Below are 23,845 nucleotides of genomic sequence, written 5' to 3' on the forward strand. Positions count from 1 at the left end.
TGAATCATTTCATAATTGTTGGGAACCTATTTTCCTGAAAAGTAGTGCCGATGATGTAAAACAGTGTTCAGACAGTTCGACTGTGGCGATTGATTCGGCGGCATTGGATACAAAGTTGTCGTGAATTTTGGAGGCACGAACGGCGGCTTGTCTACGTTATCTCTCTAACAGCAGACCTTCTCTTATCCCCCCATTGCCGTCGTTTCCTGCCGGGAAAGGGCTGCGGATTTCGGGTGCGTCCGGGGCCTTCAGAGTCAGAGGGCTGCGCGAATTTTCGTGACGGGTTAAGAGGATGGGAGAGAGTCTCCTGTCCGCCCGTCATGGAGTTTTCGCCATGGCGACCACTATTCCCAAAATCAGCCTGAGTTCGTCCCGTGACATCCCCTTCAACCAGCTGGTGCTGTCCCAGTCCAACGTGCGGCGTGTGAAGTCCGGCCTGTCGATCGAGGAACTGGCCCGCGACATCGAACGCCGCGGGCTGCTGCAGAGCCTGAATGTCCGTCCCGTTTTGAATGACGAAGGGACCGAGATCGGCACCTATGAAGTGCCCGCTGGCGGACGGCGCTTCCGTGCGCTCGAACTGCTGGTGAAGCAGAAAAAACTGGCGAAGACTGCACCGGTGCCGTGCGTCGTGCGCGAGGCCGGGTCGGCCATTCTCGCCGAGGATGATTCCCTGGCCGAGAATGTCCAGCGCGTGGCCCTGCATCCGCTGGACCAGTTCCGCGCCTTCCGTGACATGCTTGAGAAAGGCATGTCCGAGGAGGAAATCGCCGCCGCGTTCTTTGTCGCTCCGGCCGTGGTTAAACAGGCGCATCGAACACTGGCTGCGCTTCGGGCATTGCAGTGACGAGCAGATCCTTGATGACCGCCGTCGCATTTCCAGCTTTGCGCCAGGAAGTGTTTTCGCCTTCGTGCGCTGGGCGTCCAATGACCTCGGTATCACCGTCTCCCGGCTGGATATCGTGCGCGCGGTCAGGGCTGGCGAAGTGTTCCAGACTTTGCCGTTCGTGCGTCCTGGCGGGGAAATCCTCCTGCGTGTCGATAGCTGGCCGAGGGTCGAACATGTGCTCCGGGCGGTCGACGCCATTGAGGCACTGGGTCTCGACCCGGCGGACGCGGCGCCCGAATACTGGCGGCATCTCCACCATCGCATCACTGCCGGACATGAACGGAGCGGGCCTTGAATGCTGATGGATCGCTGAGCATCTCGGTCGATCGCAGCAACCTGAATTATTTACTAATGCAGCCGTACAGCTTCTACGCCTGCTATCATCTGCCGACGGATTCACTACGTATTTGCCTCGTTGACAGTGTCCTTCGCCAGTATGAACATGGCGGGCAAGTCTGGACCGAACAGCGGTCGGTCACGATCTCTTTCAAGGAAGAAATGACACTCGATCGTCTGTGTCAGGTGGCTGAACTGGCACAGTCGGGAGCAAGGTCCTTGCGCGACCGTCGGATCGTGCAAATCTCCGCAAATCCCAACGACCTCCCTAGGACGATCCTCGAGTCCGTGCCGGAGGTGCATGTCCCAACGGATCCACGCCAGGCCGCAATGCTCTTACAGCAGCTTTACGACACGAACGCCGATGATGTGATCAGCGCGAGCTTTGACCGGTTTGCCGCCGCGCTCGGGGTCGATCACGATTTCATGGGCATTGCGTACATGTCCGAGATCAATCTTGGTATGGCAGGCCGAAGCCAACTTCCAAAGCGTATAGAAGATGCCATCGCATTTTTTCAACTCCGGCTCAGTGCTGGCGGCCATATGCCGGGGAGTCTGCACTACACGATCGGCAACGCCTATTCTGCCATTGCGGACGACGAGAAGGCGAAGATCGGGGAACTGCTGACCAGCACTGCCGAACTGCTGGAGGTCGGCGTCCCTCTGATCGAAACAGCCCTCGCGCTGGAGCTGGAAGCGGGTGTCTGCGCATGCGCTGCGCCAGCGCAACGAGGGCTGGAAGCATGATCTACCGGATGATGAGGATGCGCTGTGGCGATGGATCGACGGCTTGGACGATGCCAGCCGTATGGCAGTGCTGGCCCATTGTTTACCCGTAGCGCCCCATCATGCTGGCAATGACGTGCAAGAGAAGAAGGTTATTGCGCCTTAGTAATGATCCAATCTTGCTGCATCAAGCTTGAACCTGCCAAACCAACAGTCGCGAATTTTTCCGGAATTATTATTCAGTAAAGGAGGACAGTTTCATTCTTCTGATAAAGCTGGGTCAGACCGGCATGAGCGACCCGGAATTGACTGCGCCGCTTGATGTCCGGCTTTGCCGACGAAGCCTTTTCGATTTTAACAGCCGGGTCATAATACACCGTCCCCGTCGAAAAAGCCTTGAGGAACAGCAGAAAATCGGTCTGCTCGCAAAGGAGAACCTGTGCCCCGTAGCTATATTCCGGCGGCGATGTTCGGGATAAGGAGGGCACGTAGGCCGCCTGCGCATGCTTCCGGTTCCAGTGTGCCATCAGGCTCTTGAAAGTCCACGACGCAGCAACAGCGTCGGTCGCACTGACCAGAACATAACTCGTCCCTCATCGCGAACGGTGAGGAGCTTTGAAGGTGCCCCCTTGCAGCCCTTTAGAAAGCCGGACATCCTCACTTCGGGATATTTGGGATAGAGGATCAGGTTTGCGTCGGGTGCGCGGTGCCTGCCTTCTTCATTGACCCAGTAAAATTCGACATCGGCCTTAGCGCGGTCGCGCACGCTGCCGGCCTTTTCAGAAGCGTCAGTGTAGACTTCGCCATGCGGAATGACATTCAGTGCTGCAAAACCACCACCCAGATATACTTGGTTCTTCGAGTTATCATTGGACGACAAATGTTTTGCATAAATACGATGAGCGCCATAGTAGCGCATCAGATCTAAAAGTTGCTCCAGTGATGCGACCAATTATCCGCCCCTAACAGTCATAGTCTTCTCCGCCGATCTTATCTAGGCGACCAAGTGCTGCATAGCCTCGGAAAAGTCGGGCCGGGTCCGGCCCTTTAGTGCACATTCCCAAACCGTGGCGACCCGCTAGCCAGAGGCCGGCAGGGCCCGGATTGCGCGGCTATCATTTTCCATATTCCGCTCGATCTTCGTCCGCCAGAAATCCTTCCGCGTGGACAGCCAACGCCGCTTAACAGATAACCAATGGTCCGGAACTAAACCGTGACACGTCCAGTATGCAGAACGCGGCGGGCATGCCGACATCCTGCCAACATATCTGATGGATGCTTGGTACCGTGTTGCCGCATTTGGAACATATAAGGAACATGGGTTGCTTTCGGGGACAGATTCTGCCATCAGGGCAGAGATAAACCTCGTGCGATCCTGATCTGAAAGAATGCCCATGCCATCGCGGACCGATTTCAGCCTGCTGCGTGATAGGGCGGGCCTTACGCTGCATCAGGCGGCTGAAGAGCTGGGGTTGGGGGAGCGGACGGTGTACCGTTATGAGAATACCCCCGGCACGGCGAGCCGGACGGCTCTCAATTTCCTGCGCCGCATTGCCGATGAACGCCTCCGGGCAAAAGAGAAAGACAGGGTCGATTTCCGTTTTATCGATCTGTTTGCCGGTATAGGCGGTCTGCGGATCGGTTTTGAGGAAATCGGCGGTCGATGTGTCTTTACATCCGAATGGGACAGGTTCTCACGGCAGACCTATGCCCTGAACTATCCGGACAATCACGAGATCAGTGGTGATATCCGTCCGTTTGCGGAGGATCCCTCCCTGATTCCGGAACATGATATCCTGCTGGCAGGTTTCCCCTGTCAGCCGTTTTCAATCGCAGGGGTTTCCAAGAAGAATTCGTTGGGGCGACCTCATGGCTTCCTGTGTGATACGCAAGGAACCCTGTTTTTCGATACAGCCAGAATCATTGCCCATCACCGGCCGGCAGCCTTTCTTCTGGAAAATGTCAAAAACCTTGAACGGCACGACAGGGGGCGTACTTTTGCCACCATCATGCACGTTCTCGAGGAAGAGCTTGGTTATCATGTGCAGACGCGCGTGATCAGCGCTGCATCATGGGTGCCACAGAAACGTGAGCGTATTTTTATTGTTGGATTCAGGGAAAAAACAGATTTTGATCTGAAATCTCTGGTTGTGCCACCGGTGGAAAAAGGCCCGAGACTGAACTCAATCCTTCTGCCGCATGCAGAGGTGGAGCCAAAATATACCCTTACGGAACATCTGTGGAATTATCTTCAGAATTACAAGGCCAAACATGCTGCTGCGGGTAACGGTTTCGGCTTCGGACTGTGCGGACTGGATGATGTCGCACGGACACTCTCCGCCCGTTATTTCAAGGACGGGTCCGAAATCCTGATCCGGCAGGAGGGTAAACGGCCACGTCGTCTCACGCCACTGGAGTGTGCGCGTCTTATGGGTTTTGATCGTGGTGACAGGCGGTTCCGTATCGGCGTTTCAGATACGCAGGCCTATCGCCAGTTCGGAAATGCGGTTGTGGTTCCGGTTATCGAGTTTCTGGCCAATGCCATGAAGCCCCATATACGCTCGGCCCTGGCACGGGAGTGTCGGGACAGCAGAGACGGGACTTCAGGCATGAGACCTGCTCATGATCAGAGCATGGCTGTTGCCTGATATCGTTTCACCGGAACAGCGCAGCCGGATGATGTCCGGCATCCGGGGGAAAGACACAAAACCCGAGATGATGCTGCGGCGGGGGCTGCATGCTCTTGGTTTCAGGTTCAGGCTGCATGACAGGAAACTGCCCGGAACCCCTGATTTGGTTTTCCCGAAATACCATGCTGTCATTCTGGTACATGGCTGCTTCTGGCATGGACATGACTGTCATCTTTTCCGTCTTCCCGGCAGCCGGACAGAATTCTGGCGGACGAAAATTGACCGGAACAGGGCTGTTGATGTGCGGACGGAGCTAGCTTTGCATGATGCTGGCTGGCGCGTGGGAACCGTATGGGAATGCACGATGCGGGGGAAAGGACGTCTTTCCATGGAAAACATCCTTGAAGTCTGTTCAGAATGGCTGAAATCGGATGCATCCGACCTTGAAATCAGAGGACAGTAACTGGTGAGACGGGGACAGCTTTCGGATCAGTTTGAAGGGGGCGTGGTAAAAAGACTGACCGAGGTTGAAACCCATCCGGAAAGATCCAATCAGCACGAACTGAATGGCTCTATCCGTCAGATGCTTGTCTCACTAGGGCCGCGATCGATCAGTCGCACCTCCCGATTGGTCCGCCTCAACGTGGTCCAATTCAGCCCGACCCTCTCTCTTCACGGCGCTCGCTAGTTATGATCAGCAGGCGACCGATCGGGCTCAACGGTTGCAGATGAGGCGTTTTCCCATCAACTGTCGTTTTCTCAATGGGAGGCTCTAGTTGGGTGAAAATTAACCATGAGCCTTTCATGGCTTGCCTCATTAGGAATTTGATATTGTACAATTATATTGCTGTTTGAAGTGAATGTGGGCATCGGTGCTTGCGTGTCCCCGCAACCAGAATTTATACAATATAATCAGTATGTTAATTCGTCAGGAAGGGCGGCTTTATGCGTTCGTGTCCGATGAAAGTTTCATGCCGTGTGTCGTTCAGTGGCGTAGACATAATTGTAAAATATTCAATTAAATATATAAGACGGATTGATCGATATTATTTCCATGCGTTCGTGGGGATAGTAAGGAACTGTCCTGAGCCCCACCAAAAGGTTACATTTCAATTTGAAAATTCTTTATCTAATTACGAGCCTTGAAAATGGCGGGACTCAGTTCGTTATTCCAAAAATTGTTGAAGTGTTTCAGCGCCTTGGGCATAGCGTCGAGATCGTTAGCTGTGAAGCGCGTGACATGCTGGGAGCGTGCCGTCTCGATGAAGCCGGACTTTCCTATACAGTTATGGCCAATCGAAAACGCAGCAAGATAAGAAATATCATCAGCCTCGTTCAGATGGTGCGTAAATCAAGGCCGGACGTTATCTGGACTTCCTTAAGCGCAGCTACTTTCGTTGGCCAGATTGCTGGTAAACTGACAGGCGTCCCTGTTGTGAGTTGGAAACATAGCGCGACTGTCCGTTCCTATACAAAAGCTATTCAGAATTTTTCAGAATTGTGGATAGCAGATTCCGCTACTGTCGCACGCTTTCTGGAAACCGATGTGGGTGTGCAGAAAAGCCGTATCATGACGTGGCCGCTTTATTGCTGCGATGTTTCGGTCATGGTGCCTGAATACTGGAAGGGTGATGGAGTGCTGCGGCTGGGCAGCATTGGCAGGCTGGCCGAGCAAAAGAATTATTTCGTCTTATTGGAAGGGTTGCGTCTCTTCAGAGAAAGAAACCCGGCCAGGGCGGAACGTGTGTGTCTGGCAATCGTCGGCGAAGGGCATCAGAGAAATGAACTTCAGAGCATGATCAATCGCCATGATATGCAGAGAGAAGTGTCTCTGCTTGGCCTTTTATCCAAACAGGATACGGCAGCTTTCCTCGGGAATCTGCACCTATATCTTCAGCCGTCATTATTTGAGGGAATGTGTCTGGCGGCGCACGAAGCCATGGCGGCAGGCCTTCCTGTCATGGCCACCCCGGTCGGCGAGCTTCAGAAAAGCGTGCGTGAGCATGAAACCGGGTTTGTCCTGACAGAGGCTTTGCCTGAAATGATATGCGCCAGCCTTGAAAAAATCTTTTCCGACCCTTCCGTTCTTGAACGTATGGGAAAGCAGGCCATGCATGAGGTGAGGACACTTTACGGCCCAGAGACGTTTCAGAAAAACGGTGCTCTCATTCTCGAAAAAATCAGCAAAGAGCTTGTTCGTGCTTGAGGTGGAGGTCGCCTCCACCTTCTGGAGACTGTCAGCCAGCGTGTAGTGACGTATCTCTTAAAATGAGAGAGCCATCACTACAGAGGCAGGAGCCCTGAACCCCAGTGGCGTGTGAGGTCGGGTCTCGTCGACATTCCCGCGTCACGTTTCAATCTTGCTTCTGCGGTTGCCGATCTGACCGTTAATGAGCCCGGCGAAAACGGATGATGCTGCGCGACATCCTGCCACCACCCCAGTTCGGCATTTTCCGCCACGGCGTGATGACGCTGGCGAACTCGCCTTCCACCGTTACAGTGCGGCGCTGTTCGGTGCCGACCCATTGTGGTGCCCAGGCGGTCTCTACCGTGGTGACCCACTGGTTCCCTTCAATACGGTAACGCCCGATATAGGCAACCAGCGTGTTCAGAAGCGCCATATGGTCGTCTTCTGTCTCTGCCGGTGCGCGGTTGCTGCCTTCCAGATTGAAGGCCACCCAGTTATCGGCGGTGAAGATGACGCGGCCACGTGGTGTGGCGCCCATCGCGTTGATGAATTCTCCGGTTTCCTGAAGCTCGACCTGATAGGAAACGAGCTGCCATGTGCCGAGCAGGGCCTTTTTGAGGTCTTCGCCAACCAGCTCAGACAAATGTTTGTTTTTTTCATCCGAAACGCTAGCGTCTGTCGCGGCATACCGGATATCTGCCGTTCTGGGACTTTTCTCCTGAGCGATATTCACGTCATAACTCCTCTGATTTGAGCGGAGTATGCGCTCAAGAAATGGTGATCCGGTAGCAGCCTTAAAAACAAAACGCTTTTTCATCTGACACAACAATGGACCAGTGACATGCAGGGTGAAGCCAGCGATCTGAGATTTTTCATCAACCTCGTCGATGCTGGAAGCATAACGGCTGCCGCGCGTGCCGTGGGCACATCACCGGCGGTCATCTCCCGAAGACTGGCCAATATTGAAGCCCGACTCGGCGTGACGCTCATCATCAGAACCACACGCGTCTTTCGTCTCAGCGAGGCCGGACAGGTCTATTATGAGCGGGCGCTGGTGATTGTCGCCGACATCGACACGCTTGAAAATGAAATCGCCTCATCCAGCAGCGAGCCGCAGGGCAGTCTGATCGTCGGGGCGCCGATGGAGCTGGGGCGACGACAGATCGCCCCGTTTATCGAGGCCTTCAGCGAACGTTACCCCAAACTTCAGGTCAGTCTCGTGTTGGCCAGTGAAGGCATACACGATCCCGGCGACGGTCTTCTGGATATCAATATCCGTCTTGGTCTGCCCGACACGCCCGGCTCGATCGTCACGCTTCTGGCCACCACGCGGCGGGTGCTCTGCGCTTCTCCCTCCTACTTCGAGAATCGGCCAACGCCGCAAATGCCGGATGATCTCACCACTCATGAATGTCTGTGTATCAGGCGGCAGAAGACAATGACCGTTCTCAACAAATGGGCCGTGGGCAACGAGAACGAGAAGCATGTGGTGACGGTGAACCCGAAGCTCTCCAGCACCAACTGTGAGATTATCCACGACTGGGCGGTCTCCGGACGGGGAATCGCCTATAAGCTGCTCAGTGACGTTTATCGGGACATCGCCAGCGGACGACTGGTCCGAATTCTGCCGGATTTTTATGGTGAGAAAGTCGATCTCTACGCCGTCATGCTGCCGCGTCAGCAGTCCAACGCCAATGTGCGGGCCTTTCTGGAACTGCTGCGGGAGTTTTTCCGTGACGCAGGTGGGTTCGGCGATGAACTGGCAACCGATCAGAGAGGCTGAAACGCGTCACCCTTTCGATTCTGCCGCAGTCGCGTTTCCCGTCATTGCGCTGTATGACGGCATCCGCTGTATCGAAAGACGCGGCCTCAACGCACGCCAAACACAATAAGGGGGGAGCCCGCACGCATGTCTGACTGTCTGTTCCAACGTTACCGCGCACATGTACTGGATGTTCTGCGTCGCATCGTGCCGGATATCGGCGAGGATCTTCTTGCCCGAGTGGAACTGACCCCGACACGCGACGTCGCTCATGGCGATATGGCAACCAACGCGGCGTTGATCGCCGCCAAGCCTGCCCGCCGCAAGCCTGCCGATATCGCCGCCGATATCGCAACATCCTTGCTCGGTGTCGAGGGTATCGCCTCCGCCGAGGCTGCTGGTCCTGGCTTCGTCAACATCACCCTCAACCATTCCGTTCTGCAGAACGTTATTCCCTCCGTGCTGAAAGCTGGCGAGGCCTTTGGTGACTCGCAGATCGGGACGGGTACGAAGGTCAATGTCGAATACGTTTCCTGCAATCCGACTGGCCCGATCCATGTCGGTCACTGCCGCGGTGCGGTCGTCGGCGACGCTCTGGCCAACCTGCTGGACAAGGCTGGCTACGCCGTCACCAAGGAATTCTATATCAACGACGCGGGCAATCAGGTCGCGGCGTTGGCCTGGGCCACCTACTGGCGTTACCTTCAGGCGATAGGCTCGACGCTGGATGCCGAGGCGTTCAACGCCATCACTCCGAATGGTCTGCAATATCAGGGCGAGTATCTGATCCCCATCGGGCAGGCTTTGGCCGAGACGCACGGCGCTTCGCTCGCAGAAGATGGCGCAAAGCCTGCTCCTGCCGAGAAATGGTTTGCGCTGGTCAAGGATTTCGCCGTCGCCCGCATGATGGACGGTATTCGCGAGGATCTGCTGACACTCGGTGTGAAGCATGATGTCTTCACCTCCGAAGCGAAGGTGCTTGCGGACGGCGTTACCGACCGCGCCATCAAGGCGCTCGAAGACAAGGGCCTGCTGTATGAAGGCGTGCTGGAGCCGCCCAAAGGCAAGCTGCCGGACGACTGGGAAGCCCGCCCGCAGACCCTGTTCCGCTCGACGGAGTTCGGTGACGACGTGGACCGTCCGCTCCGCAAATCGGATGGCACCAACACCTACTTCGCCAACGACATCGGCTATCATCTCGACAAGGTCGAGCGGGGCGAGCAGGTGCTGGTGGACGTGCTGGGCGCGGATCACGGCGGTTATGTCAGCCGCATGAAGGCGGCAGTGAAGGCGCTGACCGACGGCAGGGTGCCGCTGGAGGTGCCGCTGTGCCAGATCGTGCATATCGTACGCGACGGCCAGCCGGTCCGTATGTCCAAGCGCGCCGGAACCTTCGTGACGCTGAGTGACCTGCTGGATGAAGTTGGCAAGGACGCCGTGCGCTTTACCATGCTGACCCGCAAGAGCGACGCGCAGATGGAGTTCGATCTGGACGCCGTGGTCGCGCAGACCCGCGACAATCCGGTGTTCTATGTGCAGTATGCCCATGCCCGCTGCCGCTCGGTGCTGCGCGCTGCGGAGGAGATGCTCGGCGCGGATGCCGTCACATCGGCCGCGCTGGAAACGGCGTCTCTCAAGACGCTCACTGCCGATGCCGAGATTGCGCTGCTGCGTCGGATCGCGAGCTGGCCTCGTACGGTCGAGGGCGCGGCGGCGGCTCGTGAGCCGCATCGCATCGCCTTCTATCTGGGCGATCTTGCCGCCGACTTCCACGCGCTGTGGAACCGGGGTCGCGATGAGACAACCCTGCGCTTCCTGCAGGAAAACGACCGTGAAGGAACACTGGCCCGTGTGGCGCTGGTAGCGGCGACGGCCATGGCCATCCGCTCCGGTCTGGCTGTCATGGGTGTCGAGCCCGTCGAGGAAATGCGATGACCGAGACCGATTCACCACCACCCAACCCGCATGAAGACCGTCTCAGCCGCGCCCGTGAGCGCATGGCGACGGATTATGATGATGACGTCGCACCGGCCCGACGTCGGGACCGGAGCACAAAGACATTTGCGCTCGCCTCGCTTCTGCCAGCCGACAGGACAACCCGCGCGCTGACCTATGGCGCGGTGGGGCTTGGCGCCCTGCTGCTTGTCGGTGTGGGGGGCTGGTCGCTGATCGGGCATCATCAGAGCGGTATTCCCGTCTTTGGACCGCCTCCCGAGCCCATTCGTGAGAAGCCTCTCGATCCGGGCGGGATGGAACTCAATGACATGATGCCGCCGCCGATGGAGACGGAACAGCAGGGCGCGACACATCTTGCGCCGTCTCCCGAGCAGCCTGACCCGGCAGCGCTGGCGGCGCGTTATGGCGCGGCGGCGAAAGAGGACGCGATCAAAGAAGGAACGCCGAAAGACGCAGCATCAAAAGACGGGGCATCAAAAGACGTGCCCCCGAAAGATGGACCTTCGAAAGACGCCGCCCAGCCGGAAGACAGGGCAACTGCTGCCAGTGAGACCGCCGGGAGCGGGCAGTCTTCTGCACAGGAAGAATCCAGCACGCCGGTCGACCCGGAGAAAACGCCTCCCGGCGCTGCGCTGCCAAGCGAGGACAGCACAGCCAGCTCTTCCGTAGCTGACAAGGAAGCGCCAGCTTCAGAGGCCGCGAACGGCGCGATTGAGGAAGCTGCGCCGGAAACGAGAAAGCCGGTTGCGCCACCCACCAAATCCACCAGCGCTGAAGCAAAGCCAACCGTGGAGAAATCTGAAGCGTCGAAGGCGACCCGTGTCGTGCCTGCCGTGACGTCCGGGCCTTACGGTGTCCAGCTTGCTGCTCTCAACTCGCAGGACGCGGCCCTCAAGGAATGGGACAGGATCAGGAGCGTTTCACCCGACCTGTTCGCCGGACGCTCTCCGGTGATCGAGAAGGTGACTCACACCAACGCGGTTTTCTATCGCCTGCGTACCCGGGGGTTCGACAGTGTCGCGTCCGCAAGGGCGTTCTGTGACAGCCTGCGCGAACACGGACATGCCTGCAACGTCCTGCGCCCCTGAGGGATGTGTCTGGGAGATGCGTCTGACTGCGGAGCCCGTGGCGTGAGCAGCCCGGAAACCGGTGACGGAGCAGCGGAGACGCAACAGGAGGGGGGAGAACTTCGGTCTCCCCTGCTGCATCTGGAGGGATTCGAGGGGCCGCTTGATCTGCTGCTTGATCTTGCGCGGGCGCAGAAGGTCGATCTGGCCAGAATCTCGATCCTTCAGCTTGTCGAACAATACCTCGCCGTCGTGGAATCCGCCCGATCGATCCGTCTGGAACTGGCCGCCGACTGGCTGGTGATGGCGGCATGGCTGGCGTGGCTGAAATCACGCCTGCTCCTCCCGCCGGAAGATGGTCCCGACGAGGAAGCCGAGGACGCGGCGGAACTTCTCGCGGCGCGGCTGGAAGAGCTGGCCCGGATCGGGGCGGCGGCGGAGTGGATGGCGGCCCGCCCTCAGCTTGGACGCGATGTTTTCTCGCGTGGCGCGAGCGAGACGCTTGTGGAGATCGACCGGTCCGGTCTGGCGCTCGATGTGCCGCAACTGATGCGGGCCTATATGGCGGTCATCCGTCGTTCGGCGCGACACCGGGTCTACACGCCGCGTACCATCCGGTTCTGGTCCGTGCAGGACGCGCTGGCCCGCCTACGCAAGCTGCTGGGCAGTACGCCCCCCGGCTGGAACGCGCTGGATGATTTCATGCCGGACCTGCCTGATGGCACTGACGAGGTCGAAGGGGTGCGTATCCGCCGCGCGGCCATGGCCGGAACGCTGATCGCGGGGCTGGAACTGGCCAAGAGCGGTATGCTGGAATTGAAACAGGACGAGGCGTTCGGGCGGATCATGCTCAGGCCGCAGGGGGAAGAGGCATGAATGATACCGTGCAGCCACCGGATGAGGACAACGTCGCTTCGCCTGAAACGCTTTCTGAAAGCCAGCACCTGGCAGAGCGGACGGTTCCTGTTCAGGACCATGTGCTGACGGAAGAGAGCGCTTCAGGAGAAAATCTTTCTCCTGAAACCAACGGATTCATGGATAAAGAAGCTGCCGTGATCGCTGCATTCATGCAGGACGAAAGCCAGTCTGCGACTCCCATAACGCCGTCTGACGAAGCGGTTCGCCTTGTGGAGGCGATGATTTTCGCCAGCACCGATCCCGTGAGCGCCCGCGCCATTCTGGGACTGCTCGAAGGACAGGGACTGATCCCTGATGCGGTTGATGACATCGGGGCTTATGTCCGGGCTGTGGTGACGATCCTTGAGACCCGTTATGAAGGGCGTGGCGTCGTGCCGGTGGAAGTCGCCGGAGGCTGGCAGTTCCGCACCGCCGCCGATCTCGCTCCCCGGCTGACACGGGTCATGCCAAAGCCGCGGCGTCTTCAGCGCGCGACCATGGAGACGCTGGCGATCATTGCCTACCATCAGCCCTGCACCCGTGCCGAAATCGAGGAAATCCGGGGTGTCAGCGTCAATCAGAACACGCTGGATACGCTGATCGAGGAATCGCTGATTGCGCCGCGTGGCCGCAAGGAAGTGCCGGGACGCCCGGTGTTGTGGGGCACAACGCCCGATTTCCTGCGCCATTTCGGCCTGAAAAGTCTCAATGACCTGCCACGCCGGGAAGAGCTGATGGGCGACATGCCGACATCACCACGACACCCGGCGGAAAACACAGTCGATCTTCTGGCGCCTCGTCCGATGCCGGTCGAGGAGGCGGAGGGCGTTATTGTCGAAGAGGAAGCGTCTTCAGACGACGTTTCGGCGGACTTTTCCATCGGTCTCGCAGAAGACTGATACCAACGGCCCTTCTGCCTGATCTGTTTGCCGGGGAGATTGACGGGGCGCTGCCTCGGACCCCGCCAAAGGTGCGCCTTTGGAAACCGTTTGTTATCCATAAATCGGGATGAAGGGGCATACGGTCCCTTCCGGGTGCGGACAGCGCCCGCATCGACCTCTGCAAAGATCAGCGTCGGCGGCCAAGCGAGGCTTTCACGGCGATGGCGGCCAGATGACGACGGCACAGCAGGATATCCATTGAGCCAGTCTGTTTGCAGGCGAATTCGAACGCCTGTGTCCGGCTGGCCAGATCAAGCAGGGCCGGAAGCGACCAGACATCCAGCGCCCGTTCGAAGGACTGCTGCTTCTTGAAAAAGACAGGGGGGCGGAGCGTTTTCATCGCTTCCACCCGGCTCTGTCCACGTTCGAGCTCGGCCTTCACCCGGCGCAGCCGTCCGATGTGGCTGAGCAGGACACGCGCCACCGCCACCGGGTTCGCGCCCTCCGACAAGGCTCGTTCCAGTGCGAGATCAGCGCCCGCCTTGTCGCCTTCCATGGCGAGGAAAACGGCGTCATCAACCGAGGCTGATCCGGAATCGCCAATGCAGAGCATCAGATCGTCGAGATGCAGTTCGCCGTTTTCTCCGGCGTAGAGCGCCAGTTTCTCCACTTCATTGCGAACCCCGGCCCGGTCGGCTCCAAGTCGTCCGGCCAGCCAGGCCAGCGCTTCGTTGCTGATCCGGACGTGCCGTTCTTCCAGCATCCGGCGGACTGATCCTTCCAGCGCCCGGCCTTCTTCCGGATAACAACCGATCGAGGCGGAATCCGGCCGGGTTTCCGCCAGCTTGCGGAGCTTGCCCCGGGCGGGCAGGGCCCCGGCTTCCAGAATGATCAGGCTGTTGGCCGGACTGTCGAGAACGGATGTGACGGCGGCGGCCAGTCCGTCCGTCGCTTCCCGCACCCAGACAACCCGGCGACCGCCATCAAGGGACAGCGCGGTCGCCTCTTCCTCAAACCGGGGATGATCATCGCGGGCAAGCAGGGAGACCCGGAACGGATCGTCCAGCGAACCTGCGGCCTGACGTGTCATGGCAGCCGCATGTTCCCGGATAAGGCCACTATCGTCACCGTGCAGGAGCACAAAGCGCCAGTTGTCGGGCGCGCCCAGCACCTTGCCGACCGAGCGGGCGTCGATCTTCACCACGGCAGGAAGGGACGTGGCGACGAAAGCCTCGCATTCACCCGCTCAGGTGACGTCCGGTCGTCTGGCATTGGATCAGTTGGTCGGGTCGTCATTGTTGGGATCAAGACGCCCGGTGGCCATGGCCGGAACACCGTCCGGACCTGCCCGATCAACAGGCTGCTCCGTATCCGAACGTGGCATCAGGTCGGTGTTGGGATAGAACACCGCTGGCGGTTTGCTGCTGGACGCACCGGCTGTCTGTGTCTCGAACCAGATGGCAACCTGTTGCGTGACGCCTTCCGCCAGTGTTTTCGCGATGCGGGCCTGAAGCGTTTCCATGTTCAGGTTCTGGGTGAAATACTGTTCGAACGTGTTGTTCATGCCATCCATGGTGGTGGCTTCCCCTTCCGCGAGGAGGCGGGGCGACTGTTCCATCGTGTAGAGGGACCAGTGCGCCCGTCCGACAGCCCGCATCCGTCCGGTCGTATTGTCTTCATGCACATCGATGGATTCGATGTTGAGGCTGGGATTGACCTGCAAGGTATAGCCATCAGGATCTTCAGGCCCCGCGCCAGCAAATTCCTGCTGCAACGCCAGACGGGTCAGTTGTCCAAAGCGCTCGGGGATACTGGCGATATAGACCCGCTTCATCTTCTCGCTGACGCCGGGATGCTGTCGCGTATCCTCGTAAAGCGCATGGAAGCCGCAGCCACTCAAAAGGAGCGGGAGGCCAAGCAGGGCCGGAGCAGCCTGCCTGCGCAACCAGCGGGAGAGAGAACTGCGGTCGGTCATCATCCTGCCTTTGCCACCACGAAATTGACGATGCGGTTCGGCACATGGATGCGCTTGACGATCTTCTGGCCTTCCAGCAGCCGTGCCACGTTCGGCTCAGCCTCGGCGCGGGCGATTACCGCATCCGCCGCCTCGTCCGGCTCGGCCTCGATCGTGCCGCGCAGCTTGCCCATGATCTGCACCGCCATCTGTACGCGGGTCACGGCCAGCAGTTCCGGCAGCGCTTCCGGCCATGCCTGTTCCACCACAAGCCCTTTGCCGGACTCCAGTGTGGCGAACAGTTCTTCCGCCAGATGCGGCATCATCGGTGCGGTCAGCAGGCAGAGCGTGCGGGCCGCTTCCCGGCGGGCGAACGCCATGCCGTCTTCTCCGGCTTTCTTCTCGGCGTCGGCCAGAGCGGAGGTCAGTTCGTGCAGACGCGCGACGGCGACATTGATTGTAAAGGCTTCAAGCGCTTCTGTGACGGCGACGATGGTGCGATGCGTCGTGCGACGGAGCGTATCGACCGCTTCCGGCATGTCACCAACAGACGGCGCGGCATCGACCGGGCAGCTTGCTGCCACCTGCTTCACAATGCGGAACAGACGCTGCACGAAACGGCCGGACCCTGCGACCCCGGCCTCGGTCCATTCCATGTCGCGTTCCGGCGGGCTGTCGGACAGCACGAACCAGCGGGCCGTATCCGCGCCGAAACGGTCGATGATGGCGACCGGCGCGACCGTGTTGCGCTTGGATTTCGACATCTTCTCGATGCGACCGATGGTGACCGGCTCGCCCGTTTCGTGGTGCGTCGCACCCGCGCCGGTCCGGATGACCTCTTCCGGATAGAGCCACGCACCGTTCGCGTCCTTGTAGCTCTCGTGGTTCACCATACCCTGTGTGAACAGGCCGGAGAACGGTTCGGAAACGTCGAGATAGCCGGTGGCCTTCATCGCCTTGGTGAAGAAGCGGGCGTAGAGCAGATGCAGGATCGCGTGCTCGATGCCGCCGATATACTGGTCCACGGCCAGCCAGCCGTCAGCCGCCGCCTTGTTGGTCGGCGTCGCGGCGTGCGGCGCGGTGAAGCGGGCGAAATACCACGAACTGTCCACGAACGTGTCGAACGTGTCGGTTTCGCGCGTGGCGGGTTTGCCGCATTGCGGGCAGTTCACATGCTTCCATGTCGGATGATGATCCAGCGGATTGCCCGGACGGTCGAACGTCACATCCTCCGGCAGTTCGACCGGAAGCTGCTCGTCTGGCACGGCGACCGCGCCACAGCTTTCGCAATGGATAACGGGGATCGGGCAGCCCCAGTAACGCTGACGGGACACGCCCCAGTCGCGCAGACGCCAGTTCACCACACCGGTCCCGACCCCGAGTCCTTCAAGGCGCTGGATGGCTTCCTTACGGGCTGCATCCGTGGTCAGGCCATCGAGGAAACCTGAATTGATCATGGTGCCGTCGCCGGTCCACGCCTTCTCGGCGATGGCGAAGCTGTCCTGTGTCTCGCCGGCAGGCAGAACGACGGGGACGACCGGCAGGCCGTATTTGTGGGCGAAGTCGAGATCGCGCTGATCGCCGGAGGGGCAGCCGAACAGGGCGCCGGTGCCGTAATCCATCAGCACGAAATTCGCGATCCAGACGGGGAAGGTAGCGTCCGGCAGGAAGGGGTGGCTGACCTTCAGGCCAGTGTCGAACCCGCGTTTCTCGGCGGTCTCGACGGCTTCCACCGATGTCCCCATACGGCGACATTCGGCGATGAACTCAGCGGCTTCCGGGTTGGTCTCAGCCACTTTCGCCGCCAGCGGGTGATCCGCCGCGATGGCGAGGAACGACATGCCGAACAGAGTATCCGGACGGGTGGTGAACACCTCGACCGCATTCAGGTCTTCGTTGTAACCGGCAGGTGGATGGGCCAGCGGGAAGCTCAGGCGTGCGCCGTCGGAACGTCCGATCCAGCGTTCCTGCATGGTGCGGACACGCTCAGGCCAGCGATCCAGCGTCTTGAGGCTGTCCAGCAGATCCGGCGCGAACTGCGTGATCTTCAGGAACCACTGCGAGAGCTTCTTCTTCTCGATGGGCGCGCCAGAGCGCCAGCCCTTGCCGTCCACGACCTGCTCGTTGGCCAGAACCGTGTTGTCGATCGGGTCCCAGTTGACCCACGACTCACGGCGGTCAACGAGACCGGCTTTCAGGAAGTCGAGAAAGATTTTCTGCTGCTTGCCGTAATAATCCGGCAGGCAGGTGGCGATCTCACGGTCCCAGTTCAGGGAGAAGCCAAGGCGCTTCAGTGTCTCGCGCATCGCCGCGATATTGGCGAGCGTCCATTCCTTGGGGTGCACGCCACGCTCGCGGGCGGCGTTCTCGGCGGGAAGGCCGAAGGCGTCCCAGCCCATCGGATGCAGCACGGAAAAACCACGGGCACGCTTGTAGCGCGCGACGACATCACCAAGCGCGTAGTTACGGACATGGCCCATGTGGAGTTGCCCAGACGGATAGGGGAACATCTCCAGTACGTAATATTTCGGCTTGTCGGCAGGCGGCACGTCGGGGACGGCGAACACGCCATTCCTGTCCCATTCCTGTTGCCAACGGGTCTCCACCGAGCGGAAATCGTAGCTTGCGGGGGTATCGTCGGCAGTCATGATGGCATCGGTCCAGAATGGCGGAAAGAATGGAGGAGGAGCGCCCGGCTGGGCGTTCCACAGGGAAAAGCCGGACTCAGGAGAGCCCGGCGATAACGGACAACCGTCTGTAATCAGTTGTCGTTATTGCCGTTATCGGCGCGAAGCTGACGCGCCCGAGCAAGAATCTTGGAGGTGATGTCGGAGGAAGTGTTGGCGGCAGGCGGCACGTCGGCCCACTCGTCGCCTTCACGGACCTGACGGAACACGCTCACGCGCAGGGCGTCGGAGCGGAGACGCTTGTCCAGCACATAGGCCGTGATCTTGAAGCGTTCACCGTGGGCTGCGGGAGGGGTGTACCAGTCTGTCAGGATGAAACCGCCGACAGCGTCAGCCGTGGAAATCGGCATGAAGGACAGCGTATCCAGCGCGCCACGCCACAGATAGGCGTTCACACCGCCGCCCAACTGGTCGTCACCGCCCGTAGCGCTGCGATCTTCCTTGAGAAGCTGGTTCCGGGGGGCGGTCAGATCACTGGCCTTGTCACCAGCCGAGCAGGCGGTCAGCCCGAGCAGCAGGGCCATTGCAGGCGTCAGAAAAGCGATGCGGGTGGGTAGCGACAAGGACTGACGAACGTGCGTGGTGGCCATTTGGTGTTGCAACTCCTGAAGCAAGACCCGCCAGCCGCCCCCACCCGGTGCAAGACCTTCTGGTATTCAGGGCACGGAGGAACTGGGTACGACTGAGGAGCTTTCATATCCCGTTGAAGAGGTTCCGCCAAGCGCTGGCTTTGTCTGGGGCGTAAAGGGTCTGGGCGTTGAGGGAATTCCTGCGCGTTCCAGCAGCGCCAGAAGGGCCGAGAGCTGGGCCGGCGGGAGGCAGGCATAGTGAGCGCTCACGGTTTCAAGAGAAAAATCCGGCATCAGCCGCAGAATCTGGGAACGGACCTCGGCCTGTTCATCCACGCACGATTCAGTGTCGGTTTCCTCAAGCGCCGCAAGACCGGCCAGATGAAGCGTCAGCATGGAGAGGCGGGTCGGTGACATGCTGCAGGCGATGCGGGACCGTTCCACGGCTTCCCGGGCATTGTCTCCCAGCAGGAAGATCAGCACGATGTCCGTGTCGAACAGATCGATGAACGGATGTGTCGGATGACTTCTGCGGAACGTCTTCAGACTGGCTGCCGCCTCACGGGGCCTGTCTTTCACCAGCAGGGCATAGGCTTCCATGGTGATGGTGATGCCGAGTGACGGCGCGAAGGGTTTTGCTTCTTCAATCAGACGGAGCCCGGCTATCCGTTCCGCTGGCCGATCCAGCAGAAGGCGGGCCAGTATCAGGCGTCCGATAAGCGTTTCCGGAATGACACGGATCAGGCCGCGCGCCGCCTCGATCGCGGCTGTACGTTCACGGTCAATCCTTTCTGGCAGCCACTGTTCGTAGGATCGGATCAGGCCGAAAAGGGCGGTTGTCAGAAGCAGGAAAGGGTGCTGGGGATCACGCCGAAGGGCGCTGTGCAGCAACTTTTCCGTCGGAAGGAAGCTGGTAGGCTCCTTGCGATTGATGAAGGCGAACGCCCTCAGTCCGGCTTCCAGAGGTGTCAGCTCGTCAGCATGACGGTTCGCTGAATTCCGCGCCTCCGCCAGCGCGATTCGCCAGCTGATTTCGGATGTCAGCAGAGCGGCGATCGTGTCGGAGTTTTCGGGGAGAACCGGAAAGCGCTCTGCCCAGACAATCATGCCGTCCCGCCGCTGGTCGATCACGCGGACAATCAGCCGGATCTGATGATTGAGCGTGCCTTCCGTGGCGCCGGGTAGAAGGCTGGTCTGTATTTTGGTCTGGACCAGATAATCGCCGGAGGCTCTGGTTTCGAGCTTGGAGGATTCACGTAAGGGGGGTGTCTGAAAAGGCGGAAACACCGCCAGAAACCCCTGATTGGCAAGACCGACGGCTGTCTGGTCCAGAATGGTCTCAAGCGCTGGCGTGACGGCGGTCAGCAACTCGGGTTGCAGAGGCGAGAAACCGACGCTGGCGATGGTCAGACTGCCTGTGCCCCAGCCTTCCGCTGTGTGTGTGACGTTGTTCGGGACGCCATGAAAGGCGCGTTCGGACGAAAAACTGGCTTCGCGGGAAGAGCTTCTTTCCGACAGAATGTCGGCATGCGAGCCGGGGCGGCCAGCACCCTGAGAGGCGCGAAGTTCATCTATCAGCAGCTTGGTTGAGGCGGATGGTTCATTCGCAAGGGAGTCCCGGAATGTCGCAAGACATTGTTCTGCCGCAAGAAGCGCCGCACTGGTGTCCGCTGTCCTGACCAGCTCCCGCATCAGGGTTTTCCAGGCATTTTCATTCAGTCGGTCGAGGCGGAGCAGCCTGTTCGCGGCGGCAATCCGCTGCTCCGGATCGGGAAGCGATGTCTGGGCCTGCTCCAGAACCGTTGTCAGATGCTGCGTCAGGCGGGCGCGCTGCTGTGTCAGCCATTCATCCAGCGCGGGATCGACGGCCTCAAGATCGGTCAGAAGGGTGGAATCTGTTTCGGGAAGCTTCAGAATGCCGGAAGGAGAAGCGTTCAGGTAGCGCTCGGCGTCAACCGTGGTGAGAACGGGTTTCAGCGTCAGGGCATGGCGCTGGATATCAAGGATGTCCGTGCCGAGAGGGCTGAGAGCCTCCGAAAGTCTGTGGATTTCCTGCCGCAGGGATGCGCGCGCCTGTTCATCGGAGCGTCGGCTCCAGAGCAGGTGCGCAAGGGTTTTCCGTGTAACAGGGCGGCGATCCGACAGGGCGAGTATGGCCAGCAATCCGCGTGTCTTGGCGCCTGTTGGCGTCAGGGCTGTTCCATCAAGCATCTGGACAGCCATGGACCCCAGCAGATCAAGATGCAGAATGGCCGCCTGAGATTTCCTCAGTCCGGGTTTAATGGTGCCGAACAGACCCATGTGTCCCTGATCCCTCCTGTGTCGCCGACCCTTTTTTCCGGTTCGGACACGCGCCTCCGATAGTGGGGCTTCCGATAATGGGTAAGTGTGCAGCGAAACAGTTTCGCGGAAATGAACGTGACACGCAGGACTATGTTTTGACTGTTGCTCGGAAACTGATGGATAGGCTGTAAAAGAGGCTTTATTTTGGTAGGAATCATTTCATTACAAAAACAGCTTTGACTGCCCATGTCAGGCTGTGGGCGATTTCCTCCCGTTCTGCATAACGAAAGAGATCCCTATAAATACGAATCAGAAACAAAAAAAACCGTTTCAGGAAGAAAGGGTCGAAACCTGATTCGTCTCTTTCCTGAGAATATCGGTCAATAAAAAAAGGGAGGCAATGCCCCCCTTTCTCAACCCTGATCTTTGATCAGGGGTATGCCCGTCAGAAACTCCGGATCGGGTCAGGCAACCTGAACAGCAGCCTGTTCCGCATCCGCCGTGCGATAGGGGCCAGCCACCAGAACTTCGATTTCCACCATGCGGGCAAACAGGCCCTCACTGGCGGAACCCAGTGACAGAAGGGCATTGCCGGAAGTCCAGCGACCCACGCCACCTTCGTAAGCCTGCCAGCCGCTGATCTCGGTTTCGCTCAGATGGCTGGTCAGAATGGAGCGGTCACGACCATTGGTGACAACCACTTCACCCACGACCACGCCGAGATCACGACGGTCATCGCAGAAGGGACCAATCATCTCGGACGGACGTGCCGTGCGGGAGACGATGCGGACATCGGCGACGGTCGAGGGAACCATGAAGCTGTAGGTGTTGCCCGTGTGACGGACAGCGCGGATTTCACGGCCATCTTCGGCGACGAGGCGGATATCCGGGTCGTTGGTCGTTTCCGCAGCGTTGTCTGCAACGGACAGGCCAAGCGTCTCGGCGCGGGCGGCAACGGTCTTCCAGATCGGTTCGACGGTTGCCTGATCCGTCACCAGCGGCGCGCCGGCGTCGTTTTCCCAGGTCTTGCCGCCTGTAATGACAAAACCACCGGCGAAGTGGGGACGCAGTGCGCGGACCGTAGAGTTTTCAAACGTGCCGCGGTTGCCCGTGTCGAGATAGCTTTCCGTTTCCAGACCTTCGGAGACGATCACGCCATGCTGTGCAAGCTCGACATGATAGAAGTCGAAGGCGGTGATGGAGCGGTCGATCAGGATCGATGCGCCGTTGACCAGCATGCGGACCGGAACAAACTTGCCATCAACATGGACGCAATGCTCGGAGGTGACGAGCAGGTCGCGGTGCGGCGCGCCCTCACCGAAGGCGTCCTTGCGGATGCGGACCGGATAGGCGTCGACGTCGAAGCCGAGGGCGGCGACATCAGCGTGCGAACGGCCAAGCCATGCGAGCGGACGGAAAACGGTCTGGCCGTTCTCGATGACGGCGATTTCGTCGCCCTCGACCAGCGTCTCGACCGGCTTCTCTCCGTTGCGTGTCAGGATATGCGTGCCCGGCAGGAAGCATCCGTCAATGCAGTTTGTGCCGCTCTGCGGATAGAAATACTGCGTTGATGACGGGTTGGAGAACGTGCCGCCAACACCCGTGACGGACACACCGTAATAGCCGGATGCGTTGTTGCCGTGGGGATTTGAGTCGCTGGGGTTTGCGGGAATCGAGCTGCTCTGCTTCACAACCAGTGTGGAACTGTCTGTATAGCTGCCCTCAATACCGATGGTTTTGCCAAATCCGCCCGGAATGTCGTTGGTGCACAGGGAAGCGCCGGAACCGAAATTGGTGATCGTCGCGTTCTGAAGGGCAGGATAGGTGTAATACTGGTCGCCACCGGCGGAGATGTCTTTACCCACGAGATTGGCTTCGTAGGACCATTTGCCCGTGTCGTTGTTCAGAACCAGAGACGAGCCCTGACCGCTCATGTCGATCTTGCCAGCGACGCTGGTGCCCTTGCCGTCGGATTCGATCGTCAGATGAGCGCCGTTGACGTTGATACCGCCCGTGGAACCGGAAGCGTTGTACTCCTTGATGACGGCTGTGCCGATCGTCGCGCCGCCTTCGAGAACGTAGTATTTGCCGGTCTCAAGGGTAATGGTGCCGGAATTGGAAGCGAGCACATATGGATCGCTCTCTGTGCCGCTGCCTGCTGTGTATGCGGCGTACTGTGTCGTGGTCGCTGCTGTAACCATGATGTCTGATCACTCCTGATCGTTTGTCCGGTCGTGCCGGTGTTTGTTTTTGATTAACGACAAGGCGAAAAATCTGTCAACAAAATAAAACGTAAATGTTTGTAAAATACAAACATTCGTCTGACAATTTGTTGCTGCCCTCTGGAGGCGTAAGATGTGCGGATCAAAAGATTCACCAATATGCTGACGGTTTAAGGATTTATCTGATTTATTGTGGCGATGTAACAAAATGCGTTAACGGTTTTGTTAATGATTTATTCGCTGGAAGAAATGTTGAAAAAACATTAACAGAAAGTCAGCGTGATGGGCGGCGTGGCCTTGCATCGCTCTAGAACCGGTCGGAAAGGTCAGGCACAGCCCGGTCGCGGTCGGTTTCATTATTACGGAGATCGAATAGACATGCGTGAACTTACAACGACAGAAATGACCGAAGTGTCCGGCGGCTGCTGGAACTATAATCCCTGTGGTTACCAGCCGGTCGTTTGTGGTCCGAGCGCTGCCACCATCGCAGCCTATGCCGGTTATCTGGCTGGCGAATACAACATCCGCGCAGACATCTTCAACGGCGCAAGCTGCTCGACCATCCAGTCCGCGATCAGCAACATGTACGCTGACACCAAGCTGGGCTACACCGAAGGTCTGAGCATGACGGTCGCACAGGCGAAGACCCTGCTGGGCAATGTCCAGTCCGCGATTCGTGGCGCTGTGACCACAAACCGCTGGGGATGCATTACTGCAATGACCACAATTACATTCCCGCCTTCAGCCAGCGGCGGTCTGGGCTAAAAAGCAGACGCTATATGGGGAGGCTTCAGGCTT

20 protein-coding genes and 1 pseudogene are annotated in these 23,845 nt (G+C 59.0%); 12 read left to right on the plus strand and 9 right to left on the minus strand.

Annotation, left to right across the window (positions count from 1 at the left end; translation table 11 throughout):
* Positions 1–334: 334 nt before the first annotated feature.
* From LKE90_RS12295 to LKE90_RS12305, 3 genes and pseudogenes are all read left to right on the plus strand, one after another.
* Positions 335–823 (plus strand): annotated as a pseudogene (locus LKE90_RS12295) (ParB/Srx family N-terminal domain-containing protein); the annotation flags it as partial.
* Positions 783–1,184 (plus strand): DUF2840 domain-containing protein, encoded by a 402-nt coding sequence (locus LKE90_RS12300; protein ID WP_291494377.1) that lies wholly within the window; start codon positions 783–785, stop codon positions 1,182–1,184. The pseudogene LKE90_RS12295 and the gene LKE90_RS12300, both read left to right, overlap by 41 nt.
* A complete protein-coding gene (locus LKE90_RS12305; RefSeq protein ID WP_291494375.1) occupies positions 1,181–1,972 on the plus strand; it encodes a DUF4365 domain-containing protein in 792 nt (263 codons plus the stop codon). The genes LKE90_RS12300 and LKE90_RS12305 overlap by 4 nt, the downstream gene beginning before the upstream one ends.
* Positions 1,973–2,190: 218 nt before the next feature.
* Here LKE90_RS12305 and LKE90_RS12310 read toward each other — a convergent pair whose 3' ends face one another.
* The gene (locus tag LKE90_RS12310; protein WP_291494374.1) at positions 2,191–2,478 is read right to left on the minus strand and encodes an MvaI/BcnI family restriction endonuclease; all 288 of its coding nucleotides are present in this window, start codon (positions 2,476–2,478) and stop codon (positions 2,191–2,193) included.
* A complete protein-coding gene (locus LKE90_RS12315; RefSeq protein ID WP_291494372.1) occupies positions 2,478–2,903 on the minus strand; it encodes a hypothetical protein in 426 nt (141 codons plus the stop codon). Before LKE90_RS12315 ends, LKE90_RS12310 begins: the two co-directional genes overlap by 1 nt.
* Before the next feature lie 442 nt (positions 2,904–3,345).
* On the opposite strand from LKE90_RS12315, the gene dcm reads away from it, so the two are divergent.
* From dcm to LKE90_RS12330, 3 genes are all read left to right on the plus strand, one after another.
* Positions 3,346–4,599 carry a DNA (cytosine-5-)-methyltransferase gene (dcm, locus tag LKE90_RS12320; protein WP_291494370.1) on the plus strand — a complete coding sequence of 418 codons (1,254 nt, stop codon included), beginning with the start codon at positions 3,346–3,348 and terminating at the stop codon, positions 4,597–4,599.
* A complete protein-coding gene (locus LKE90_RS12325) occupies positions 4,574–5,044 on the plus strand; it encodes a very short patch repair endonuclease (protein ID WP_291494368.1) in 471 nt (156 codons plus the stop codon). The genes dcm and LKE90_RS12325 overlap by 26 nt, the downstream gene beginning before the upstream one ends.
* Positions 5,045–5,695: 651 nt before the next feature.
* On the plus strand, positions 5,696–6,787 hold the full coding sequence (locus LKE90_RS12330) for a glycosyltransferase family 4 protein (protein ID WP_291494367.1): 1,092 nt from the start codon (positions 5,696–5,698) through the stop codon (positions 6,785–6,787).
* Between the two features lie 181 nt (positions 6,788–6,968).
* Here LKE90_RS12330 and LKE90_RS12335 read toward each other — a convergent pair whose 3' ends face one another.
* A complete protein-coding gene (locus LKE90_RS12335) occupies positions 6,969–7,412 on the minus strand; it encodes a lipocalin-like domain-containing protein (RefSeq protein ID WP_291494365.1) in 444 nt (147 codons plus the stop codon).
* Between the two features lie 198 nt (positions 7,413–7,610).
* Here LKE90_RS12335 and LKE90_RS12340 point away from each other — a divergent pair, with 198 nt between their 5' ends.
* From LKE90_RS12340 to scpB, 5 genes are all read left to right on the plus strand, one after another.
* Positions 7,611–8,552, plus strand: a complete 942-nt coding sequence (locus LKE90_RS12340) for a LysR family transcriptional regulator (protein WP_291494364.1) — start codon at positions 7,611–7,613, stop codon at positions 8,550–8,552.
* Between the two features lie 126 nt (positions 8,553–8,678).
* Positions 8,679–10,466 carry an arginine--tRNA ligase gene (gene argS, locus LKE90_RS12345; RefSeq protein WP_291494363.1) on the plus strand — a complete coding sequence of 596 codons (1,788 nt, stop codon included), beginning with the start codon at positions 8,679–8,681 and terminating at the stop codon, positions 10,464–10,466.
* Entirely contained in the window at positions 10,463–11,575 is a 1,113-nt protein-coding gene (locus LKE90_RS12350; protein ID WP_291494361.1) for an SPOR domain-containing protein, read from the plus strand. Before argS ends, LKE90_RS12350 begins: the two co-directional genes overlap by 4 nt.
* 3 nt (positions 11,576–11,578) lie before the next feature.
* Positions 11,579–12,430, plus strand: a complete 852-nt coding sequence (locus tag LKE90_RS12355) for a segregation and condensation protein A (protein ID WP_407066107.1) — start codon at positions 11,579–11,581, stop codon at positions 12,428–12,430.
* Positions 12,431–12,621: 191 nt separating this feature from the next.
* Positions 12,622–13,350: an SMC-Scp complex subunit ScpB gene (gene scpB / locus LKE90_RS12360; protein ID WP_291494402.1), complete on the plus strand. Its 729-nt coding sequence runs from the start codon at positions 12,622–12,624 to the stop codon at positions 13,348–13,350.
* A gap of 169 nt (positions 13,351–13,519) precedes the next feature.
* On the opposite strand, the gene holA is transcribed toward scpB, so the two are convergent.
* The 6 genes from holA to LKE90_RS12390 all read right to left on the minus strand — a co-directional run bounded on the left by holA (position 13,520) and on the right by LKE90_RS12390 (position 23,026).
* Complete coding sequence (gene holA, locus LKE90_RS12365; protein WP_291494401.1) at positions 13,520–14,533, minus strand: DNA polymerase III subunit delta; 1,014 nt, start codon at positions 14,531–14,533, stop codon at positions 13,520–13,522.
* A gap of 75 nt (positions 14,534–14,608) precedes the next feature.
* Entirely contained in the window at positions 14,609–15,307 is a 699-nt protein-coding gene (locus LKE90_RS12370; RefSeq protein ID WP_291494399.1) for an LPS assembly lipoprotein LptE, read from the minus strand.
* Positions 15,307–17,934, minus strand: coding sequence for a leucine--tRNA ligase (gene leuS / locus LKE90_RS12375; protein WP_291494359.1), 2,628 nt, complete (start codon positions 17,932–17,934; stop codon positions 15,307–15,309). Before leuS ends, LKE90_RS12370 begins: the two co-directional genes overlap by 1 nt.
* Positions 17,935–18,047: 113 nt before the next feature.
* The gene (locus LKE90_RS12380; protein WP_407066106.1) at positions 18,048–18,563 is read right to left on the minus strand and encodes a DUF3576 domain-containing protein; all 516 of its coding nucleotides are present in this window, start codon (positions 18,561–18,563) and stop codon (positions 18,048–18,050) included.
* A 66-nt stretch (positions 18,564–18,629) separates the two neighbouring features.
* The gene (locus LKE90_RS12385; RefSeq protein WP_291494357.1) at positions 18,630–20,843 is read right to left on the minus strand and encodes an AfsR/SARP family transcriptional regulator; all 2,214 of its coding nucleotides are present in this window, start codon (positions 20,841–20,843) and stop codon (positions 18,630–18,632) included.
* A 446-nt stretch (positions 20,844–21,289) separates the two neighbouring features.
* Positions 21,290–23,026: a Hint domain-containing protein gene (locus tag LKE90_RS12390; protein ID WP_291494355.1), complete on the minus strand. Its 1,737-nt coding sequence runs from the start codon at positions 23,024–23,026 to the stop codon at positions 21,290–21,292.
* A gap of 399 nt (positions 23,027–23,425) precedes the next feature.
* On the opposite strand from LKE90_RS12390, the gene LKE90_RS12395 reads away from it, so the two are divergent.
* On the plus strand, positions 23,426–23,812 hold the full coding sequence (locus LKE90_RS12395) for a hypothetical protein (RefSeq protein ID WP_291494353.1): 387 nt from the start codon (positions 23,426–23,428) through the stop codon (positions 23,810–23,812).
* The last annotated feature ends 33 nt before the right edge of the window (positions 23,813–23,845 follow it).

The sequence above is a fragment of the Acetobacter sp. genome, from assembly GCF_022483985.1.
Classification (GTDB): domain Bacteria; phylum Pseudomonadota; class Alphaproteobacteria; order Acetobacterales; family Acetobacteraceae; genus Acetobacter.

Excerpts from the sequence above, each read along its gene's own strand:
- LKE90_RS12310 (WP_291494374.1), bottom strand. The coding sequence starts at position 2,478 with ATGGCACACTGGAACCGGAAGCATGCGCAGGCGGCCTACGTGCCCTCC.
- dcm (WP_291494370.1), top strand. The coding sequence starts at position 3,346 with ATGCCATCGCGGACCGATTTCAGCCTGCTGCGTGATAGGGCGGGCCTT.
- LKE90_RS12325 (WP_291494368.1), top strand. The coding sequence starts at position 4,574 with ATGATCAGAGCATGGCTGTTGCCTGATATCGTTTCACCGGAACAGCGC.
- LKE90_RS12340 (WP_291494364.1), top strand. The coding sequence starts at position 7,611 with ATGCAGGGTGAAGCCAGCGATCTGAGATTTTTCATCAACCTCGTCGAT.
- argS (WP_291494363.1), top strand. The coding sequence starts at position 8,679 with ATGTCTGACTGTCTGTTCCAACGTTACCGCGCACATGTACTGGATGTT.
- LKE90_RS12350 (WP_291494361.1), top strand. The coding sequence starts at position 10,463 with ATGACCGAGACCGATTCACCACCACCCAACCCGCATGAAGACCGTCTC.
- LKE90_RS12355 (WP_407066107.1), top strand. The coding sequence starts at position 11,579 with ATGTGTCTGGGAGATGCGTCTGACTGCGGAGCCCGTGGCGTGAGCAGC.
- scpB (WP_291494402.1), top strand. The coding sequence starts at position 12,622 with ATGCAGGACGAAAGCCAGTCTGCGACTCCCATAACGCCGTCTGACGAA.
- LKE90_RS12370 (WP_291494399.1), bottom strand. The coding sequence starts at position 15,307 with ATGACCGACCGCAGTTCTCTCTCCCGCTGGTTGCGCAGGCAGGCTGCT.
- leuS (WP_291494359.1), bottom strand. The coding sequence starts at position 17,934 with ATGACTGCCGACGATACCCCCGCAAGCTACGATTTCCGCTCGGTGGAG.
- LKE90_RS12380 (WP_407066106.1), bottom strand. The coding sequence starts at position 18,563 with ATGGCCACCACGCACGTTCGTCAGTCCTTGTCGCTACCCACCCGCATC.
- LKE90_RS12385 (WP_291494357.1), bottom strand. The coding sequence starts at position 20,843 with ATGGGTCTGTTCGGCACCATTAAACCCGGACTGAGGAAATCTCAGGCG.
- LKE90_RS12390 (WP_291494355.1), bottom strand. The coding sequence starts at position 23,026 with ATGGTTACAGCAGCGACCACGACACAGTACGCCGCATACACAGCAGGC.
- LKE90_RS12395 (WP_291494353.1), top strand. The coding sequence starts at position 23,426 with ATGCGTGAACTTACAACGACAGAAATGACCGAAGTGTCCGGCGGCTGC.